Raw genomic sequence first — 19,863 nt, forward strand, 5'->3', positions numbered from 1 at the left:
CAACCGGCGATGACCACAAATACCTTTGCCCTGGATCTACAACGGCCATTCAATCTGCGCATGACTGTGGAGAGCCACGGCTGGTGCCAGCTTGCGCCCTGGCACTGGGACGGTGAGAGTCTTGAGCGAACCGTAAGAGTAGGCACCAATGCGGAATGGGCCCGCGTTCACCAGCCCTCTGAGGATCAGCTTCTTATCGAAACTTCCTCATCAAGCACCGCGGCTGTTTCCGAAAGCGTCGCCCGCTGGCTGCAGCTGGACTGGGACCCCTCCGAGTTTCTTGCCCTTTGCGACAGGAACGATCCGGACATTGCCCACTTCATCCGCTCCGGTGGCGGGCGATTCCTGCGCGGCGACACCTTCTTTGAGGATCTCATTAAAACGGTTTGCACCATCAACACGACCTGGAAGCAGACCAAATCCATGGTCGCCTCCCTGGTTGATCTGGGCGACGGCCTTTTCCCTGAACCCGGGGAAATCCAGAGGATTGGCCCCGACCGTTTGGCCGAAGAATGCAAGCTGGGTTTCAGAGCCAGGACCGTCGATACGGTGACCGATCAATTACTCCAGGATCAAGCCATCCAGACCGATGGTTCTGCCCATGGTGACATGGTCGATTACGACTACTTGATTTCCCTGAAGGGCATCGGCCCCTATGCCGCCGCACACACCATGATGCTCATGAGAAATTTTGAGACGCTGCCGGTGGACTCTGAAGTCAGCGCCTATCTGCGCCAAAAAGGGTTTGACCCGAAGCATGCCCAAAGCGCTTTTCAACACTGGGGCAAGTATCGGTTTCTCGGCTACAAGCTGAAGCGAATTGTCGATAAAGCAAACTGGATTGGGGATTGATGCAATGACCAAACTCGCTCTGGTGACCGGTGCCAGCGCCGGCATTGGCAACGAGACCTGTGCCCTCTTTGCCCGCGAAGGCTACAGGGTTGTCGCCCTGTCGCGAAAGCCAACCGGCGTCGAGTCTGCTGATCTGGAGCTGTCGCTGGATCTTGAGTCCTTTGAGCAGATCGAAGGCCTTGCCGGCACGCTGGAGGCAGAAATTGCGGCAGCCGAGCGAGTAATTCTAGTGAACAACTCCGGTTACGGGCAATTCGGCGCGCTTTGCGACCTCTCCGAATCCATGTGGCAAAAACAGTTCAGTACCCACGTATTCGGCCCCATCAAACTGGCCGCCGTCTGCCTGAGACTCTGCGAACAAAACGGCACACCCTTACGGGTCATCGCGGTTAGCTCCGTTCTCTCCATTGCGCCCCAAAAAATGAAAGGCGCCTACTGTGCCGCCAAATCCGCGATGAACACGGCCCACGAAAGCTTCTGGTTTGATGAACAGGGCAGCAAAAGCCTGGAAAGCGTTTCCCTGGTGCTCCCGGGGCCCGTGAAAACCCGGTTCAGGGAGCATGCCCTGGCCGCGTTACAGCCCGTGCTTGGGCGAACCAGCGCAGTGCACCGGGAAAAGTACGAAGCCATGGAAGCCGCTCTCGCGCCAGGCGCCAGCATCAAACCGTTTACCGCCAGTGCGTCGGATGTCGCCCAAAAGATTGTCAGGGCTGCAGAAGCTAACCGGCCAAAGCCTCGATACCTGGTGACACCTCAGACCTACGCTGCCGAATTTATCACCCGGTTTATCCCCCGGTCGATCCAGAGAATCATCTTGCGCTAGAGCGGGCCTTCTTCACCCGCCGGGCCTGGCCCATTTCATCCTTCAAATAAGCCCCAATGGCCTTGAAAATTCCCAGGTCCGGATCAGACTTACCATCATCCGCCAGCCGGAAAATCTGCTGGTAGTACCACGCCTGGCCGCCCAACACGTTAATGACTTTAAGCGGCATCAGCGGACTCGCCGGCGAGAAGAAACCTCGTTGAGCAAGCTTGATGTGGTCTTCATGGCAAACCGTCTTATCAATGCGCCCTTCAAGCAGATCTTTGGGCGTATCGGGATCCGTGCAGAGCGGCCGGCCAAGGCCAATTACGTCGGTTTCACCATTGGCGACTGCCTCTTCCATAAACGCGCGCGTCCGGAATCCACCGGTGACCATCAGCGGGCAATCGCAAACCTCGCGAATGGTCTGGGCGTAATCCAGGAAGTAAGCCTCCCGCTTGCGCGTGCTTTCCCGCATGGCCGGCCCATCGCTTGCCGTGTCGGCATCACCGCTGTACCCGAGCAGCCGCGGCTGTTCGTAGGTGCCGCCGGACACCTCCAGCAGATCAATACCCTCCTCATTGAGCCAGCGCACCACCTTCACAGACTCATCGAGCGTAAAGCCGCCCTTGCGGAAATCGTCGGAATTCAGCTTTACCGCCACCGGAAACTCCGGCCCCACAGCGGCACGCGTCGCCCGCACCACCTCAAGCAGGAAACGGGCGCGATTCTCCAGCGACCCACCCCAGCGATCCGTGCGCTGATTGGTGACCGGAGACAGAAAAGACGACAGCAGATACCCATGAGCCCCATGCACTTGAACCCCGGTGAAGCCCGCCTCTTTGGCAACCCGGCCAACATTGGCAAAGCGCTGGATAAAGTCGAGGATCTCTGGCTCCGTGAGTGCCCGTGGGCGGGCATAGTTGCCCATCAGCGATAGCTGCACCGCCGACGGCCCCATCGGGCGCGTAGTAACGTAACGCGGCGACTGGCGACCGGCATGTGAGATCTGCATCCACAGATGGTTCCCGTTACGGGTTCCCGCTGCGGCCCAGGCACGCAACTGCGCCATACCCTCCGGCTCGCCGTCAGCCGGAGCGGGATCAATGGCCACGTTACCCGGCCGCTCCAGCACCCGGTGATCAATCATCACATTGCCGGTAATCAACAGCCCCGCTCCGCCTTCGGACCAGCGGCGATAGAGGGTTTCATGGCGGTGGGTGGCATGCAGTCGATCGTCTGCCAACCCTTCGGTCATGGCAGCCTTGGCAAGTCGGTTCGGCAGCACTGCTCCGCAGGGTAGCTTCAGGGATTGAGCGAGGGGCGATTGGGGCATGAAATCATCCTGATGTTTGTGAATTGTTGGCTTTTCCAGGTTAAGAAACAAAGCCAATCATAAGCATAAATGCCCACGCTGGCACCGGTTGTCCCCGGTCATCACCTTGCCGTATCGTTTAGCGTTGACAGTGCAGATTCAAACACACAGCGCAATCAAAGGGATTGTCTTTATGTCACTTGAAAAACACGACCTGATTCATGAATTCCCCGAATCAAAAGAAGCCATTCATCACCTGAAAACCAGCGACAATCATTTCGCGAAACTGTTTGAACAGTACCATGAGGTAGATCATGCAGTTCACCATTTCGAGGGTGGTGCAGAGAACACCTCTGACGAGCATCTGGAGGATCTCAAGAAACAACGCCTCAATCTGAAAGACCAGCTTTCTGGCATGATTCGCGAGTACGAATCCTCAGCTGAGAAATAGAAGTAACCCGGCAACTGTTCCCCGGGCACGGGCGGGCTCTCTAAGCTCGCGCCGGGGCTCCACCCCTTTCCGCGAATATTCCTAAAAAGAGTCTAAACCGCGATTTACCGCATCAATAGCGCCGGCCAGATACCCCGTAAACTCGCGTGACCACTCACTGCCAATTCCGGTTACTCGGTTAGCCCATTCACCTGAGCTCGGCGACAAGGCAGGCATAGGGTGATTGCCAGAGGATATTTCATCTTTATGGGTGGCGGTGTAAATCTCTTTAGCCCAGTCCTTGATGAATTCCGCCTCTGGATTCTCCGCTTGCGAACCGAACAGTCGCACGAACTGTGTGCGGCAAGCAGCAATAAGCTCTTCCTCAGAAACACGACGGCGCACGTCCGCAGGCACACCCAGGAAACCAAACAAGGCCGCCTTCCCTCCCTGGGTAGAGGCATCGTGGATCTCAACCATTGGCCCTAGCGCACTTCGAGCTTCCCCGGATAACCCTTGCTCTCGCCAGAAAGGCTGATCAAACACGGCAATATATTTTGCGTGAGGGGCCATCCAGGTATCAGTCGCCTGCCATTGCCTGGCAAGTTCATCCGGTAAGGCAGGCGAAAACGTTAGCTGAGACTCAACTAACCGGGGCGGCATTGCCAGCAACACATGGTCAGCGCTGTAGCTCACGGTTTGCCCTTGAGCATCTTCGCTCAGTAGCTCAATAGAGGGCTCTGAAATGCTCAGGCTGCGAACCGTTTGGCCCGTCACAACCCGCGCTGGATCAAGCCGCTGATACAACGCATCAATGAGCGAATACATGCCACCGGCGATTCGCATTGAAGGTGGCGAGTTAACGTACCCACCCGTTCGCTGAGGGGACTGATTGGATGAACGTTCCAGAAGCATATCGCCGGTTTCAAATTGCTGAAAGGTCTCTAACCCGAGCTCATCCACCAGCCGCGCCATATCGGTCTGGAAGGCAGGCCAGAACCAGGCGGGCCCCAGATCGAAGCCCTCACCCGACACATCAAATTTACCCTCAGAGTGGATCGTAGACGCAATGCGCCCACCGAGAATGTCCCTCGCCTCAAGAACGACATAGTCTTTGATGCCTTTTTTCTCAAGGACATAGGCGGCATATAAACCCGCCAGGCCGGCGCCAACAATGGCGACGCGCACGTTTTGCATGAATAAACTTCCCATGATGATCGTTATGCTTCGGTGAGTAGCCTGATACGCGCTATCACTGCAAATGGTCTATTGGGATCAAAACTTCGTTTCGCCTCAGAAACCAGGGCATGAACGGTGCGTTATAACGTGCCCAGACTGGCTTGCCCTGAATAATGAATCCCTTTTTGTTGATCCATTCCTCCAACGTCGCCTTATTCTTTTGATAGCCTGATTTGCTCCAAAACCCGGAGTACTCGATGGCTGCCATCGTCCGTTCTGGCACCTGGCGTATAGTGATCCTCTCGTCCCTGGGTTTCGGAGTGGTCTGCATCGTAAATGATCCCGGCATCATGAAACTGACCACCCATTTCCCGTCGACCTCCGTCTGGCCTACCGGTGCCGTCATGTCGATTTCCTCGCTCTCTATTTCTTGACCCCCAGCCACCTGGCCAACGGGCGCGGTCATGGCGATTTCCTGCTGGGATTGGTTATTGCCGGAAATGTATTTAAACAAGCGGCCAAACGCTTCACTGCCCGCGTCTTCGAATTCCGTATCGACGACTGTCTCTGCAACAATATGCGGCTCGTAAAGACGCACTTCCAGATTCTGCTCCTTCAGGAGGACTGTGTATTCCGCTTCTTCCGTCGCCATGGTGGTTGCCGATAGGAACATTGAGCAAAGGGAGATTAAGAGCGCGGCGTTCCGTCTAAGCATAATGTTTCCTTTCATGTTTACCTTCAGGATCGAGGTCTACCTGTAGACATCCCTTTGGAATCAGCGCTTGGCTAATAGAGTTTTCTATCTTCGGATAAGGCGCCTGGAAAATGTCTCGCATTAAAAACGAGCTCTGTAATTTTGCGGCAACAGATGAACATGTTGCTCAATCGCCCCCGGCAAGATGAAGAATTTCGGAGCAGTGGTAAATTCGTAAACCCGATACAAGCGGAACGCGTCTGAGTAGTCGTTAGAAAACGCCCGCTCGTTCTCGCTAATGAAAAACGGCAGATACTTCCCTGAGTTCGTCGCCTTAACTTCCAGGAAGCGCTCTTGATCGCCAGCCGCATCAAAGGAGCGAATATCAAAACCCAATCCATCGCCACGCTCTTTGCTAGACCACTCAACCTCTGCCGCCAAGTCAGGCCTACCTTGCGCAGTGAGCCTTTGCCGTTCCATACGGAGTACAAATTCTTCAGCCCTCTCCCCCAACTGGCGATTGCGGCGTTCACGTTCGGAGAAGTCGATACGTTTAGCTAGATAACTGGGCCTGCCCTCGGCCACATGAGGAATACGCTCTGGCGGTTCCGGATCAAACACCGCATCCCAGCCACGATCATAATACTCTGGCTCATCGGCGACTTTATCAGCGACCAGGTTTACGTCATCAACGACCTTCTGATTGCCGGCAAGATAGGACAGAACTACCTGCTTGAGCTGTTGCTGATAGTTAAACGCGGGTTTGTAGCCAGGGATATATGGGAGTCCGAGTTCCAAAAGCACAGCACTGACGTTCTGGTGTTTATATTCGATTGATCCATCGGTGCGATTATTCAAATGCGGCTGCAGTGCCCTGCGGTGTGCTGCCTTACTGTAGGACGCGCCGACGAGGTGTTTCTCCAACATCGTCACGTAGTCATTGACCAGAAACTCACATTCCAACCAGTCCCAGCCGCCACGCTCAGGTTGAAGAAGATCACGAATCGACTTCTCGTCAAGGCTAATCAGCAGCGCGGATCTCAGAAGCTCTCGGGCAATCCGGTTGCCCAGGAGTTCAAACAACTCATCGTCCAAAAACGCATGATCGATATGGTCGTTAATAACGCCTTGCGATGTCGCCGTTGTCAGTTGCTCATATGACTCATGCTGACCGGGTCTGACTTTGTGGTGCCAAAACCCTTCGCTCCGAAGGTGGAAGAACGGCAAGTGGGGATTGTTCCGATCCGAAGGAGACGCCAGTTCTTGAAAGCGCTTGGTAAAGTGACCTCTAAGGTTGTCGTCAAAATAGAAACGATTATTCGCAACTTCACCCGACTCGACGAGATCCATCACCGCCTGCAACATGGCAACCTTATGAGGGCTCTTATTAGCGGCACCCCTGTTCACTCGGAGCGTTGAGAAGCGCTTCTCGTAATCAAGCAAACTCACCGGCCACTCCAGTAATCCGCTTTCTCCGGGATGACCCATCGTACGCCACCACGCGGATCTTGCTGATCGCCCGCATACCTGGGAATCAGGTGACAATGCATATGCAACACCGTCTGCCCTGCCGCCGTTCCGCAGTTCATACCAATATTGTAGCCATCCGGCTGGTAGCGTTCTTCAAGCCACTGCTTCCCTTGCTCGACCAACTCCATGATCGCTTGTTGTTCAGCGGCGGTAAGATCAAACCAGTCGGCGGCATGGCGATTGGGGACGATCAACAAATGGCCCTGAGAAACCGGAAAACCATCCAGGCGGATATGAGCCAACGCATTGGACGGCATTGAATCACGCTCTGATGTTTCATTTGTGGCGCAAAATGGACAGCTAGGTTTCATCGCAAACTTCCAGCTAGGGATTTCGGGCACGCGCGAGTTTTGAACAATCCACAGCCTCTCCAAGGATTTTGCCTGCCGCTCACGATGTGGCGCTGGCATGAAACTCCGGCCGAAAGCCTGTGGCCAAGACGTTCACCACCGAACGTGGAGTCAGGACATCAACCTTCTCAGGGATTGTTTCCTGATCTACTGAGCTATACCCGTCAAAACTCCATTCCAGAATTTTGCCGTCGCAAATAGCGTAGCTCTTTTGATCAACCTCAAACATGGCGCCATGGGGCAGATCCAACAACCGGCCACTCCAGGTTACTTTGTTCTCGCCCTCAATTCGTTCTCGATGAAGAACTTCATCCATTTCCGGAGCACGGATGGCCGAACGCCCATCCCACTGATTTCCGCTCATCCAGGCCTTACGAAATTCGTTATAGCGACTGCGCCTGCACTCCGCACAAGGTCGATGGCCTGCCGCAAGCGCCGTCACTTCGTCGAGAAAGAAAAGCTCTGTATAGGTATTAGGTGACATCAACTCCCGCTTCCGACCTTTGAACTCCAGCAGGCAAATGATCCAGGCCTTGGTTTTGAACAAGCGCTTGAGCTCTTTGTTGCTGCCATGAAGAACGCCCCGATTTCCCATGAACGTGCCTCTGGCACGGTGGCGTTCAATGAATCCCTGAGGGAGGACTCGGTTTTGTAAAGGCATTAATGCTAGCTCCTAGTCCGCTTAGAGTTACTGCCAGACGACCGACGCTATTTTGAACAGTAGTTTCTGCCGCGCTTCTAGTTCTTCAGGGCCAAAGTGATCGATAGGCTCCAACTGGAGGCCAAACCGCTCCTTGAGCTGAGTCATGTCCAGCTTAGATTTATAGGCATCCGCTCGTAGAGTTTCATTCCAATAAAGAGTATTGGCATACGTCTTGAGCTTATCGGAGTATGCTTCGTTGTTACTTGATATGTTGTCTTTGCCTTTCAGGAGTAGGATGCCGCCCAGACGGTTTCGCTCCATATCAAAACGCTCTTCATCACCTTCAAAAAGCGCCATATTTTCCTCGTTATGGGCCAAGATATGTTCAATATGAAACCCTGTTTTCGAGCCGGTTTTCGAAACGAGGTCAGAAATACTGTGTTTCATATTGAGGTTAAGTTCCCTCGCAAGGAACTCGTCAATTCGGGCAAAAAAGTACCGTTTGAAACGAGTATTTAAGCTGATGCCCGTCTGTTTGAAAAAGGCGTATCGGAATGGCTCCTCAACCTCTGTTAGGCGTCTCTTTGCCAAGGCAGTTATCAACTCATGATCAAAAGCGGTACGAATCTCCCCGATTCGCTTATCTCGAATTCGGGACGAGATCCTGAAAAGCATTTCTTGAAAGGCGTTGCTGTCGTAGGCACCTTGTAACTGAAGTAACGCAAACAGGCGATCTAACTCGGCAGGGATTAACTTGAGCTTATTTTCCTCATCTTCGTCTTGCCTGCCACAAGACGATAAGATAAGCATCAAAGCACCATCGAGGTCATTTACTCTGTTGTAGGTAAACGCCGTTTCCTCATCATTGGCATACGCGCTACGGGCCTTTCGATAAAGCTCCGCATAGTATGAGAATTCGTAATCGAGGAACCGGATCACCCCAGCTTGGTTGTGGGCAATAGCTAGTTTATCGTCAAACTCGGCGGTAAAAATCAGTCGATGATAATCACCATCAAACCGCTGACCCTCTGGCCTAGAATCTGCGAACTTAGCCTTCAAATAGAACCTAAAGAATCGATCTGCCTCATCCTCATCAAAAGCGTTGATAGCTCTAATATTCTCTTCCCAGAGCCGATTATAATTTTTAGAGGCCATGACCGTTTTATCGATTTGCCCAAGTAGCTTGCCTTTAAGAATCTCATAAGGCTTCAAGCGCACGCCACGATCATTGATTACCTCAAAAACCATCGGGACATCGGTTTGCTCAACAGTAAGATTGATAAGCACAAGGCGGCGCAGATAATAGAAGATGAAGGTTTCTAACTTATGTTTGCTAGTCAGGTCCCTGTCCAACCATCGACTTATAGTCTGGAAGTTCTTCACCATGTTGACCGAGGTGATGCCTGTTGATGTATCAACATGCTCAAACTCATTATCGTATAGCGCCTGCTGCGTTGCACGATGCGCCTCATGATTCATCCAGAAGCGACTTTCGAAACCGGATTGTCCTGAAATTTTGGTGTCAAGCCATTTAACGGCCTTAGAATCATTTGCTTTTGCCATATGCAAAAGCTTAATGAGAATCAAAGATAAAGTGGTAAGGCGCTGCTGGCCATCCACTATAAATACCTTCCCATCAACCTTATTAGTCACATAGGTGTTGAGATAATACCAGGAGTATTTTGCGTCGATCACTTCTGCGCTTGGAGGCAATGAGCTATTTTCTTCGTAGTGCTCATTAAATTTATAGAAAATATCGTCCAGTAATCGAAGCACCGGCTCATCATTCCATCGATAGTCACGCTGATAGAAATCGATGTGATAAAGCGTGTTCGAAAACACCGCATCTATATTCTGTTTGTCCGGGGAAATATCCATAACAACCTTATAGAATCAAAACTGGGAATATCATGAGTTGTTGCTAGCACGCCCTTTCAAATTTTTATGCTATCGGCGAGCATTGCAGTCTTCTGGATCAGCATCACTAACGTCACTTTTTTGGAGTTCTTTCATCGCGCGCTCGAGGTGTGCTTTTGCGAGATTCTGTTGGTCCTGCATAAGTGCCATGGCTGCAGCCAACTCCTCAATGACATTTGGGCTGACACCACGAATGCCGTCCAATGCAACTTTGAATTGACGCATCAAATATTCTCTAGCCCCTTGATGTGAGGCAGCAAAAACACCTCCAACCACCAGCGCGAATTTCACCCATTCAGGGGCACGATTCAGGCTCTCAATCAATGCCCTGCAACCAAAGAATAAGCTGCGAATAGCCGCCATCCCGACAAGCGTTAAAACTAGCCCATTTACTTTGACTGTCAGCTCAATAGCCATTGCTCGAGAATAACCACGAAGCGAAGCGATAGTTTCTATGGAAATCTGATTGCCACCCATCATGGTGATATGTTTGTCCTTGCTAAAAATTCCAGCAGCGGAAATGGCTTGCTCTAAGGCGACAAAATCAGCGTCGTCAGGGTCGACGCCGTTTGCATGGGCATTAATGCTATCTTGACCCGGATCTATAACCTCGAGGTTAGTCCGATAGTTTTCCCATTCAGCAAACAGCTTCTCCCGGTCTAGACCTTTCTCCGCGGCAATTAGAGGTATCTGTTCCTGAACCTCTTCCAATAACCGAGGGGGCACATACACCACTGCTGTCCCCGCATCGATAATTTCCATCAGCTCCGTTCTCGCCTCTGGATTCCGGCGCTTGACCACTAGCCACAGGAGATCGCCAATCACCACGTTAGTATCTATAACAATGGAAAATGTTGCGGCGCCCTGAATCATTCCGTTAAAACCACGCCATGAATCAATAAGACTTCTTAAATCTTTAAGGACATCTGATCTGACTTCGAGCAACTGGACCAAATTCTGAAAGCTCGGTTCCGATGTTATAGATTTCACACTGACTCCCTGCCCCGGATTCTCATCACACTCTTTTTGCAGCGACCGAGTTCTGCCATGTCCATTTAATAATCACTAAACGCGCATTAACTGCGATTAAAAACCATTCACCAAACCGTTTAATTGCTCAATACAGGTCTTTCTGGAACCCAACAAACACCTCCCGAATATTGCCCACAGGTCCCAGTTCACGCACGGCATCACCGACAGAGTGATATTTCAGTTCAATCAACTGTGGCAGTTTTTCAGGATCCAACTCACCAACACCACGCTCCACATAGTGGTTCAGAACGAAATGTAGAAAGTCTTGCTGACGATAATCGTAGTGGCCGAAAATCTGTTCTCGATGAGCCTCGACCCGTTCCGAGCGAGTGACTGGTGGCTGATTAAAGGCGATGAAGGCAAGCACATCGTAAATGTCACTTTTTTCGGCCTCGATCATACGGCCAATTTCCTGGAGATGGTCCGCGCCGTAGCCTTTCTCCTCCAGCCCTTCCATCAGCTTTTTCCGAGTATCTGGGCGACTCCATAGTTCGCGGAGTTTGTCTTCATCGGCAAACCACCCGGGCAGATCGCCATAAAGGCGTTGGATAAACTCAGCGGCTGACATGGGCTTGCCATCCGGGCCCCAGAAGGTCGTTGCAACCATGTGCTGAATGATGCGCTCCTTGCCATCGGCCATTTTTACTTTCACCTTGCGCTTCTTCTGGCAAATGCAGGGGCGCTCTCCGCACTTCGAACACGGCTCCGGTGGTTCCTTCTCACACACACAGGGTCGTTGCCCACATTCAGAGCAAGGCTGTGGTGGCTCTACTGCGCAGATGCATGGAATCTGACCGCACTGACTGCAAGGTTCTGGCGCGAGCGGCTCACCGTCCCATTCCTCGTCGTTAAAGTGCTCGTAGGCCTTCACAAAGTCGTAAATGGTGAAGTATTCCTTGCCATCGAAAAGCCGGGTGCCACGACCGATGATCTGCTTGAACTCAATCATGGAGTTCACAGGGCGCATCAAGACAATGTTGCGAACGTTGCGCGCATCTACGCCGGTGGAGAGTTTCTGAGAGGTGGTCAGGATGGTAGGGATGGTCCTCTCGTTGTCTTGAAACTGTCTGAGAAACTGTTCGCCAGCCTTACCGTCGTCCGCCGTTACTCGCTCACAATAATGCGGGTTCGTGCTGGTCTTCATCTGGTTGATCAGATCACGCACTGCCAGCGCATGTTCCTGCGTCGCGCAGAAGACAATGGTTTTCTCCCGCTGGTCGATCTGGTCCATGAACACCCGAACTCGGTATTTTTCCCGTGCCTCGATTTCAATTACACGGTTAAAATCTGTCTCGGTGTAACGCCGTCCTTCCTCGATCTCACCTTCAACCACGTCGTCGTCACTGGTGTAGACGTAATCATCGACGGTAGTGGCAATCTGCTTCACCTTGAAGGGCGTCAGGTAACCGTCGTTAATGCCCTCTTTGAGGGAATAGATGTAGACCGGTTCACCAAAATAGGCGTAGGTGTCGGCATTGTGGTCGCGCTTTGGCGTTGCAGTCAGGCCGAGCTGAACAGCGGGGCTGAAGTATTCCAGAATGCCGCGCCAGTTGCTCTCATCGTTGGCGCCACCCCGATGGCATTCATCAACGATGATGAAATCGAAAAAGCCCCGCGGGTAATCGCCGAAATTCGGTGCGGGTTCGCCATTTTCGTCCCGACCGGTCATAAAAGTCTGGAAAATAGTAAAGAAGATGCTGCCATTCTTCGGCACCCGGCCCCTCTTGCGAATAGTCTCCGGGTCAATGCGTACCAGCGCATCCTGCGGGAAAGCCGAGAAGTCATTAAAAGCCTGATTGGCGAGGATGTTTCGATCCGCCAGAAACAGAATGCGTGGCAACCGCCCCGGCTCCCCGGAAATCTGAGCCGACCGGCTCCAGCGGGCATGGAACAACTTCCAGGTGATCTGGAACGCAATGGCGGTTTTGCCCGTTCCGGTAGCCAACGTCAGCAAAACACGGTCACGCCCATCCGCGATGGCTTCGAGAGCTTGAGTGATGGCATTGTGCTGGTAGTACCGCGGTTCCCAGAAACCGCCTTTGTCTTCAAAAGACACGGCACCGAAGCGCTCACGCCAGACGCTCTGTTCGGCGAAGGTCTCCGTCCAAAGCTCCTCTGGCGTAGGGTAGCTCTCTACTGGGCCTTCCTCACCCGTCGCCAGATCCACTCGGTAGATGCCATTACCGTTTGTACTGTAAGCAAATCGAGCCTGCAAACGCTCGGCATAGCGTTTGGCTTGGGCCAGCCCCTCGGTCACTGGCAGCACACGTTTTTTGGCTTCGATCACCGCCAGTTTCTGACCTTTATAGATCAGTACATAGTCAGCAATGTCCGATTGACCACGCCGGCCGCCGCCCTTTAGCCGTCCCGGCGCGATGACCTCGCGGCGTATGCGGCTAGCACCAATCACACCCCACCCTGCGACTTTCAGGGCGGGATCGATCAGTTCGGCGCGGGTTTCGGCTTCGTTCATGCTACCGCCTCTTCCATTTTGATTTCAGCGGAATCTCCTGTGAATTCACCTGAAAAGGCTTTGTGCAGAAGAGACTGCCTAAGCTCAGTCAATGATGCGAGTTTAAGTTGTTGTACCTCTTCAAGCCGGCGCGTTTCCGACAAGAGTGTGTTGAGCTTGGCACTCACTTCAACCTGCTCAGTAAGAGGGGGAACAAGAACTTCTATAGCTCCAAGTTTGCCCGGTGATGTATGGCGCACCTTCACACCGGAGGCTGTCGCTTGCACTGCCGACCTGAACTTGGATGTGTTGAACTGGTGAAAAAAGAAATCGTTGTGCCAATCGACCCCATTATGCACCTCAACTAAACCAAGACGTTGGTTATGAAGAAACCGTCCTGATTCAGGTACTTCAAGGCAGCTACCCAGAAGACCCACAGCTTGTTCAGTCATTGCTATTAAAAAATCCCCCTTTTTCAAGACGTATTCGGCTGGAGGATTAGCTACATAAAACTTGGTCTTCTTACCCTGGTCTCTGAAACCACCCGACTCATGAAATGAACCGGGGGTTAGTACGATATAGGGCCCCTTATCTGAAAAATATTCACTTTTGAAGGCAAACCCATGCTTGATAGAGCAAATCTGTGCCAACTCAATCTTTTGCCAGTGAGAGGGAGCTAATGAAAAAACTGAACTCGCATAACTCTCAAACAGCTCCCGAGCATTGGCGAGGTTCTTTTCGGTGTTGGCGATCGCCGCGTCGATGCCCGCTAAGGCTTCATCGAGGATAGCGACGATGCGTTTTTGTTCAGAGACATTGGGAACAGGGATTTTAAAGTTTTTCAGGTTCGCCTGAGTGACATGTACGATCCCTACTGCACCACTAACACTTTTTTCTATTTCGCTGGTTATCTCAAGCAGCGCATAGTATGCATACCGTTTTTCGATACCATCTTTGAGTGCCACACGGAAGATATGCTGATTTAAAACGCCCGTCTCTCCATTCCATATATGTGGCCCGAAAGATGAACCAACGGTGCCTGACCATGAAAATAGAAGGTCCCCTTTTTTTACTTCAATTCGCTCGTCATAACTTCCTGAATAATAGTTAAAGGAAGCACGTGAGTTGTTCAAATTTTGTATTCGAATAATTGGCAGGCCAGAACTAGACCACTCGGTCTTCTTAAAAGCTCTTCCATTTTTGAAATCGAAAATATCTCCCAAACGAACCTGATTGCTCATAACATCGCCCTAATTCCTTCCAGAATCTCTTCGCTTTCCTTATCGAGCGTCTCAATCTCGTTGATGATCACTTCCGGATCGCGCAGCGGCTCTTCCTCTTCCCTGTTCGGGTTTTTTACCGACAGGTCAAAAGTCTCCGGGTCCACATCGTCGATGCTGACAGCCCAGGAATTCTCAGAACTTTCAAAATTCGCCTGCTTGGCAACAAAGTCCCTCAGGTCGTCGTCATTCAGCGGGTTGGTCTTGCCGAGGCTGCGACCAGGATCAAGCTGGTAATACCAGACCTTCTGAGTGGACTTGCCTTTCTCGAAGAACAGCACCACGGTTTTCACACCGGCCCCTAGAAAGGTGCCACTAGGGCAATCGAGGATGGTGTGCAGGTTGCAGCTTTCTAGCAGTTCTTTGCGCAAGGCCTTTGAAGCGTTGTCCGAGTTGGACAGGAAGGTGTTCTTAATTACTACCGCTGCACGGCCACCCGCTTTGAGGTACTTGATAAAATGCTGCAGGAACAGGAACGCCGTTTCGCCGGTTTTGATGGGAAAGTTCTGCTGGATCTCTTTACGCTCTTTGCCGCCGAACGGCGGATTTGCGAGGATGATGTCGAAGCGGTCCTTCTCCTGAATATCGCTCAGGTTTTCAGTAAGGCTGTTGGTGTGGACGATATTGGGCGTCTCAACGCCATGCAAAATCATGTTCATGATCCCGATGACATACGGCAGACTCTTTTTCTCCTTGGCGTAGAAGGTGCAAGTCTGGAGGGTTTCCAAGTCCGTCGTGGACAGTCGCTTGTCATCGCCCTGCCCGTCCGGACCATAACGCAAAAAATCGTGCGCTTCGCAAAGGAAGCCCGCAGACCCCGCTGCAGCGTCGTAGATCCGCTCGCCAATGGTCGGATTAACCACTTTGATCATCGCGCGGATCAGCGGGCGCGGCGTGTAATACTCGCCGCCGTTGCGCCCGGCGTTGCCCATGTTCTTGATCTTGGCTTCATAAAGATGTGACAGCTCGTGTTTCTCGGCCTGGGAGCCAAAACTGAGTTCATCGATCAGTTCGAGGGCGTCCCGCAAACTATAACCGCTCGCAAACTTGTTGCGGATCTCGCCAAAGATTTCCCCGATCTTGTATTCAATCGTATCGGTGCTCGCTGCCCGTTCCTTGAATCCGTGCAGGTAGGGAAACAGTTCAAAACTGACGTACTGGATCAAGTCATCGCCGGTCAGGGCATTGTCGTGGTCAAAGCTGCCATCCGACTTTTTAGGCGCGGCCCAACGGGACCAGCGGTGGGCTTCATCGATAATGAACTCATAGGACTGCCCGCGAAGTTCTGCTTCCTGGGAACGCTCAAACTCGAGGTCGTCGAGGTACTTGAGGAATAGCATCCAGGAGGTCTGTTCAGTGTAGTCCAGCTCGGTTGCACAACCGGCCTCTTTCCAGAGGACGTTATCGATGTTTCTGAAGGTTTGTTCGAACATTATGTTTCCGGTAATGGGTGACTATTTTCGTAACCTGTGTCCGCTTAGGGATGGTCGTCGCTGGCCTGAGAAACGTCAATACAAACTGACTGGATATTGTGGTCTTCAGGTCGCGCCGAATGGGTCGAATGGTGACGGAGAAGACCTGCCTTGTTTCACCCCGACGACTACACCCTCTGCTCCTTCGATGCCTGAATATCCACAGGCGGCACTCCCAGGTCCTGCCACTTCTCCGGATGGCAGGTGAACAGCAATATCTGATGCCGGCTGGCCGCATCAAACAGAATGCGTTTCATATCTTCCAGGCGCTCTCTGTCGCTGTGCACCAGGGTGTCGTCCAGTATCACCAGCGTCGGCCTTCCTGCTTCCCGCAGCAGATCGGCATATGCCAGGCGGCTGATCAGTCCCATCTGTTCCCTGGCACCAAAACTCAGTTCAGTAATTTGCCCCAGTTCGGAGCCCCTGCTGAAAGTCCCGGGCCGTAGCTGTTCGTCGACTTCCAGCGAGGCTTCCGGGAAAAGCACCGACAGGTAATGGTTGAGGTGCTTTTGCAGCGGTGCCTGCAGGCGCCGTGTGAGGGCCTGGCGTTTTTCTGTGAGCAGGGTCAGCAGCAGATCCAGAGCCTGTGCACGGCGGTGCAGTTCCTGAAAGCGGCGGTTGCATTGGTCGAGTTCCGCCTCTTTCTCGTTGAGCTGTTCTTCCAGCCCTTCGGCACCCCAGGCTTCCAGCCGGACTTTGATATCGCGAAGCTCACGCCCGCGGTTTTCCTGGGTCTGGCGCAGTTGATTGACCGCATTCTGGTAGCGTTCGATGTCCTGCTTGAGAAACTCCGGGCGGGCCTCGCGGATTTCCCGGTCGCGGCGTTCGAGGCTGGCTTCCAGTTCGGTCTGTTGCTTTTCGAGGTTCGCCAGGTCGGTGGTTATCTGGCGAAGTTGCTGCTGCCTCTCGGGGCTCTTTTCTTCATCGGCCAGCCGCTGCCATTCGGTTGTGGCGTTATCCCGGGCCTGCTTCAGAGTCGAGAGCGTTGCCTGGTGTTCGCGCTCATCAGATTCGACCTTATCCAGCGCGGTGCCCGCCTGAACGAAAGCGGCCTCCGCTTCTTCCAGGGTGGGCACGCTCGCTTTCTGGTCCGGTTCTGGCGTGGCCTGCAACTGGCTTTTGGCTTTCTCCAGTTCGCTTTCTGCCTCGCTTTGTTCGGAGACAAGCTGCTCAATGCCGGCCGATGCTACGGATTTCAGCAAATCTTCGGCGTGCTTCTGGGCTCTTCCGGCACTTTCAAAGGCTGAAAAGCGGTCCTCCGCCTGTTCCACCGATGCCACACCGAGGGTCTTCAGCTGTTCTGCAAAGCTGTCCTCGAGGGTTTTGAGCTTCCGGCGGGTGCTGGCCAGCTCTTCGCCACCGGGCGTTATTCCCAAGGTACCCACGCCGGGGATCACCAGAGTGGATTCTTCCAGGAGTTGCTGCTCGCCTTGCCCGGTCAGTTGCTCGTTGTTCAGGGTTAATGATGCACTGGGCTCCAGCTGCCAGCTCAAACGGGTGGCGATGGTTCGTGAACGGATGGTTTCTTCGTTCAACTGGTTCGCGGTGGCTTTCAGGTTTTTGACCGCGGCGGCATCAATCCGGTTGTCTCTGGCCTGCTGCCTGGCCTGCTCCAGCTGCTGGTGGTAGTCCCTGGCTTTGGCGAGGTTCTGGGTCAGCACCTGTGTTTGTTGCTCAAGCCTCCGGACATCCTGCTCCAAGCGTTCTCGGGTTTGCAGCAAGCCGGCGAGCTTGCGTTGCTTTTCGGCTTGCTCATAGGCGGTTCTGACTTCTTGCAAACGGCCTGCAATCATCGGCGTTTGCGCCTGGGCGGTGGCGAGGTCTCGTTCCGCACGGTCCAGGTCGGCTTTTCGGCCCTCGAGCTGGCGGCTCAGGCCTTCCAGGTGTTCCTTGTTCTGTTGCAACAATCGGTGGTTCTGCTGCAGCTGGCCGAGCGTTGCTTTCTCCTGGGCTTGCTGTTGTTCCAGTCGCTCCACCTGTTGATAGCGCGCCCGGGCTTGCTCCAGTTGTCGCTGGGCCTCTTCCCAGGGGCGCTCGGCCTCGGCCTGGTCGTAATCCTGGGTCAGTTTGCCAAGCCGGTCGACCTGTTCCTGGTATTTATGCACCCGCTCCTTCAGTTCTTCGATTTCAAGTTCATACTGGGCGCGGTCTTTTTCCAGTTGCTGGTAGTCTCCCCGGGGTTTGCCGGTACCGGTCAGCAAGGTGTCCCGCTGGCTACGGACGGTCTCGATCAGGTCATCGCCGCCGGAGCTGGCCACCTCACCCACCATGGAGTTCAGGGCAGACTTCAGGTGATCACCAGCGTGTTCTATGGCCTGCTCGATGTCCTGCCCGGTGCCCTGCTCCACCCAAAGCAATCCCGGTATGCCCCAATGTTCGGCTTTGCTGGCGCCGCGTTTCGGGTACTGGTAGCCGAGCAATTCCGCCAGCTTTTCTTCCGCGTCGTCTTCGCTGTAGGTCTCGGTGCCGACTTTCAGGTCACAGCGCTTACGCTGAAGGAAGCTCTTGGTGAGATGCCAGGAACGGTTCTCGTGCTCAAAATCCAGTTCAACGGTGGGCGCCGCGGCGGAATCGCCCCAGGGCCGAAGGTCGTCAACGGCGGTTGAGCGATAGCGCTCGAAAAACGCGGCACGGATGGCGCGCACCAGGGTGCTTTTGCCGGACTCGTTGGGGCCGTGAATCAGGTTGAGGCCGGGTTGCAGGTTGTCCAGAACAAAGGGTTTGCGGAACTGGCGTAGCTGCTCAATGCGCATGCGCTGCAGTATCATTGGCTGGCCTCCTGTTCCCGCTCTCTGAGCAAGCCAGCCAGAATCGCCAGAGCATCCCGGGCGGCGTCATCCTGCGAGCCCTCTTGTTGACGCTCGCGCAGGCTTTCGACGACTTCGCCCACGTAGCCGTCCGCCTTCAGGGCTGCGATGTCCTCGTCGGTCGGCGCAAGCTGAAGCCCACTCCTTTCGCATCGCAGGCTACGGAATCGGGCTTCAGCCACCGAGAGCGCCTTCAGTAGTGTTTCCTCGCCAGCCAGGGTTATCGAACCCTCAAGCCGCAGATCAACAACGGCGGATTCGGGCAAGGCGTTCAACCGCTCCAGCAGTTGGTCCAGATCAGACTGCACAGCGACGGTTTCCCGCCACTGGTGCCATTGATACCGACCGGTGGGTATTCGGGTTGCCGTCGGCGTTGCCCCTGCCTCGGGCACTTCAACAATCAGGGCGTTGCCGGCTTCGTTGTTCCGAAAGCGTTCCGGCTCGGGGGTGCCGCTGTACCAGGTGCGTTCATCAATCTGTTTGGTGCCGTGCCAGTCGCCCAGGGCGAGATAATCGAGCCTGCTGGCTTCGGCACGGTTCGGCGCTATGGGGTTGGTGGAATCGATCTCGTCCGGCAACAGGCCCTGGACACTCCCGTGGGCCAGGCCGATCCGTAGGAAGCCTTCCGGTGACTCGTGGCCGCTGAATGGCTCGGTGAGATCGCCGTAGGTATGCCGTTGAGTGAGCGGCGCGCATAGGATGCTGAGGCGCTGCTGCTCCAGATTGATAACGCAGGGCTGCAGCGCCAGGTGTACGTTCTCAGGTACTGCACCCAGGCGCTGGGCTCGCGTCCAGACGCTCTCTGCCAAGGCGGCGTCGTGGTTGCCGGGTAGCATGACCCAGGGGCCGGCAAACCCCTTTGTGGCGTTGAATACCCGCCGGATGGTGCGATCAGACACCGTCTGGGCATCAAACACATCACCGGCCACCAGCACGGCATCGCACTGATGTTCATTGGCCAGCCGGGCGAGCGTTTCAATGGCCTCGAACCGGGCTTCGACCAGGGCTGCACCGTCTTCGGTTTCAAAACGGGTAAACGCCCGGCCCATCTGCCAGTCTGCCGTGTGCAAAAACTTTGGCATTTTATCTACCTGAGAATTCGGGGAAT

Annotated in this window: 16 protein-coding genes; 3 read left to right on the forward strand and 13 right to left on the reverse strand. The window is 53.9% G+C overall.

Going from position 1 to position 19,863, the window contains the following annotated elements; all coding sequences use genetic code 11:
* Positions 1-9 precede the first annotated feature (9 nt).
* Positions 10-852, forward strand: coding sequence for a DNA glycosylase family protein (locus J3362_RS07360; RefSeq protein WP_349518908.1), 843 nt, complete (start codon positions 10-12; stop codon positions 850-852).
* A gap of 4 nt (positions 853-856) precedes the next feature.
* Complete coding sequence (locus tag J3362_RS07365; protein WP_349518909.1) at positions 857-1,675, forward strand: SDR family NAD(P)-dependent oxidoreductase; 819 nt, start codon at positions 857-859, stop codon at positions 1,673-1,675.
* Here the strand turns inward: J3362_RS07365 and J3362_RS07370 are convergent.
* Positions 1,662-2,990, reverse strand: a complete 1,329-nt coding sequence (locus J3362_RS07370; RefSeq protein WP_349518910.1) for an NADH:flavin oxidoreductase/NADH oxidase family protein — start codon at positions 2,988-2,990, stop codon at positions 1,662-1,664. The genes J3362_RS07365 and J3362_RS07370 overlap by 14 nt on opposite strands.
* A 172-nt stretch (positions 2,991-3,162) precedes the next feature.
* Here J3362_RS07370 and J3362_RS07375 point away from each other — a divergent pair, with 172 nt between their 5' ends.
* Positions 3,163-3,420, forward strand: coding sequence for an HP1242/YdcH family protein (locus tag J3362_RS07375; RefSeq protein WP_349518913.1), 258 nt, complete (start codon positions 3,163-3,165; stop codon positions 3,418-3,420).
* Between the two features lie 81 nt (positions 3,421-3,501).
* On the opposite strand, the gene J3362_RS07380 is transcribed toward J3362_RS07375, so the two are convergent.
* The 12 genes from J3362_RS07380 to J3362_RS07435 all read right to left on the reverse strand — a co-directional run bounded on the left by J3362_RS07380 (position 3,502) and on the right by J3362_RS07435 (position 19,837).
* Positions 3,502-4,596, reverse strand: a complete 1,095-nt coding sequence (locus tag J3362_RS07380) for a flavin monoamine oxidase family protein (protein WP_349518915.1) — start codon at positions 4,594-4,596, stop codon at positions 3,502-3,504.
* A 55-nt stretch (positions 4,597-4,651) separates the two neighbouring features.
* Positions 4,652-5,230, reverse strand: a complete 579-nt coding sequence (locus tag J3362_RS07385) for an SOUL family heme-binding protein (RefSeq protein ID WP_349518916.1) — start codon at positions 5,228-5,230, stop codon at positions 4,652-4,654.
* Positions 5,231-5,413: 183 nt separating this feature from the next.
* The gene (locus tag J3362_RS07390) at positions 5,414-6,760 is read right to left on the reverse strand and encodes a protein NO VEIN domain-containing protein (protein WP_349518919.1); all 1,347 of its coding nucleotides are present in this window, start codon (positions 6,758-6,760) and stop codon (positions 5,414-5,416) included.
* Positions 6,718-7,212: an HIT family protein gene (locus J3362_RS07395; RefSeq protein WP_349518920.1), complete on the reverse strand. Its 495-nt coding sequence runs from the start codon at positions 7,210-7,212 to the stop codon at positions 6,718-6,720. Before J3362_RS07395 ends, J3362_RS07390 begins: the two co-directional genes overlap by 43 nt.
* On the reverse strand, positions 7,193-7,813 hold the full coding sequence (locus J3362_RS07400) for a hypothetical protein (protein ID WP_349518921.1): 621 nt from the start codon (positions 7,811-7,813) through the stop codon (positions 7,193-7,195). Before J3362_RS07400 ends, J3362_RS07395 begins: the two co-directional genes overlap by 20 nt.
* A 27-nt stretch (positions 7,814-7,840) precedes the next feature.
* Entirely contained in the window at positions 7,841-9,673 is a 1,833-nt protein-coding gene (locus tag J3362_RS07405; protein WP_349518922.1) for a DUF262 domain-containing protein, read from the reverse strand.
* A gap of 69 nt (positions 9,674-9,742) precedes the next feature.
* Positions 9,743-10,702, reverse strand: a complete 960-nt coding sequence (locus J3362_RS07410; RefSeq protein ID WP_349518923.1) for a PIN domain-containing protein — start codon at positions 10,700-10,702, stop codon at positions 9,743-9,745.
* Positions 10,703-10,829: 127 nt separating this feature from the next.
* Positions 10,830-13,217 carry an EcoAI/FtnUII family type I restriction enzme subunit R gene (gene hsdR, locus J3362_RS07415; protein WP_349518924.1) on the reverse strand — a complete coding sequence of 796 codons (2,388 nt, stop codon included), beginning with the start codon at positions 13,215-13,217 and terminating at the stop codon, positions 10,830-10,832.
* Complete coding sequence (locus J3362_RS07420) at positions 13,214-14,437, reverse strand: restriction endonuclease subunit S (RefSeq protein WP_349518925.1); 1,224 nt, start codon at positions 14,435-14,437, stop codon at positions 13,214-13,216. Before J3362_RS07420 ends, hsdR begins: the two co-directional genes overlap by 4 nt.
* On the reverse strand, positions 14,434-15,909 hold the full coding sequence (locus tag J3362_RS07425) for a class I SAM-dependent DNA methyltransferase (protein WP_349518928.1): 1,476 nt from the start codon (positions 15,907-15,909) through the stop codon (positions 14,434-14,436). Before J3362_RS07425 ends, J3362_RS07420 begins: the two co-directional genes overlap by 4 nt.
* A gap of 167 nt (positions 15,910-16,076) precedes the next feature.
* On the reverse strand, positions 16,077-18,716 hold the full coding sequence (locus tag J3362_RS07430; protein WP_349518929.1) for an AAA family ATPase: 2,640 nt from the start codon (positions 18,714-18,716) through the stop codon (positions 16,077-16,079).
* Positions 18,713-19,837, reverse strand: coding sequence for a metallophosphoesterase family protein (locus J3362_RS07435; protein ID WP_349518931.1), 1,125 nt, complete (start codon positions 19,835-19,837; stop codon positions 18,713-18,715). Before J3362_RS07435 ends, J3362_RS07430 begins: the two co-directional genes overlap by 4 nt.
* Positions 19,838-19,863 lie beyond the last annotated feature (26 nt).

Origin of the sequence: Marinobacter sp. NFXS11 (genome assembly GCF_040148675.1) — a bacterium.
GTDB lineage: Bacteria > Pseudomonadota > Gammaproteobacteria > Pseudomonadales > Oleiphilaceae > Marinobacter.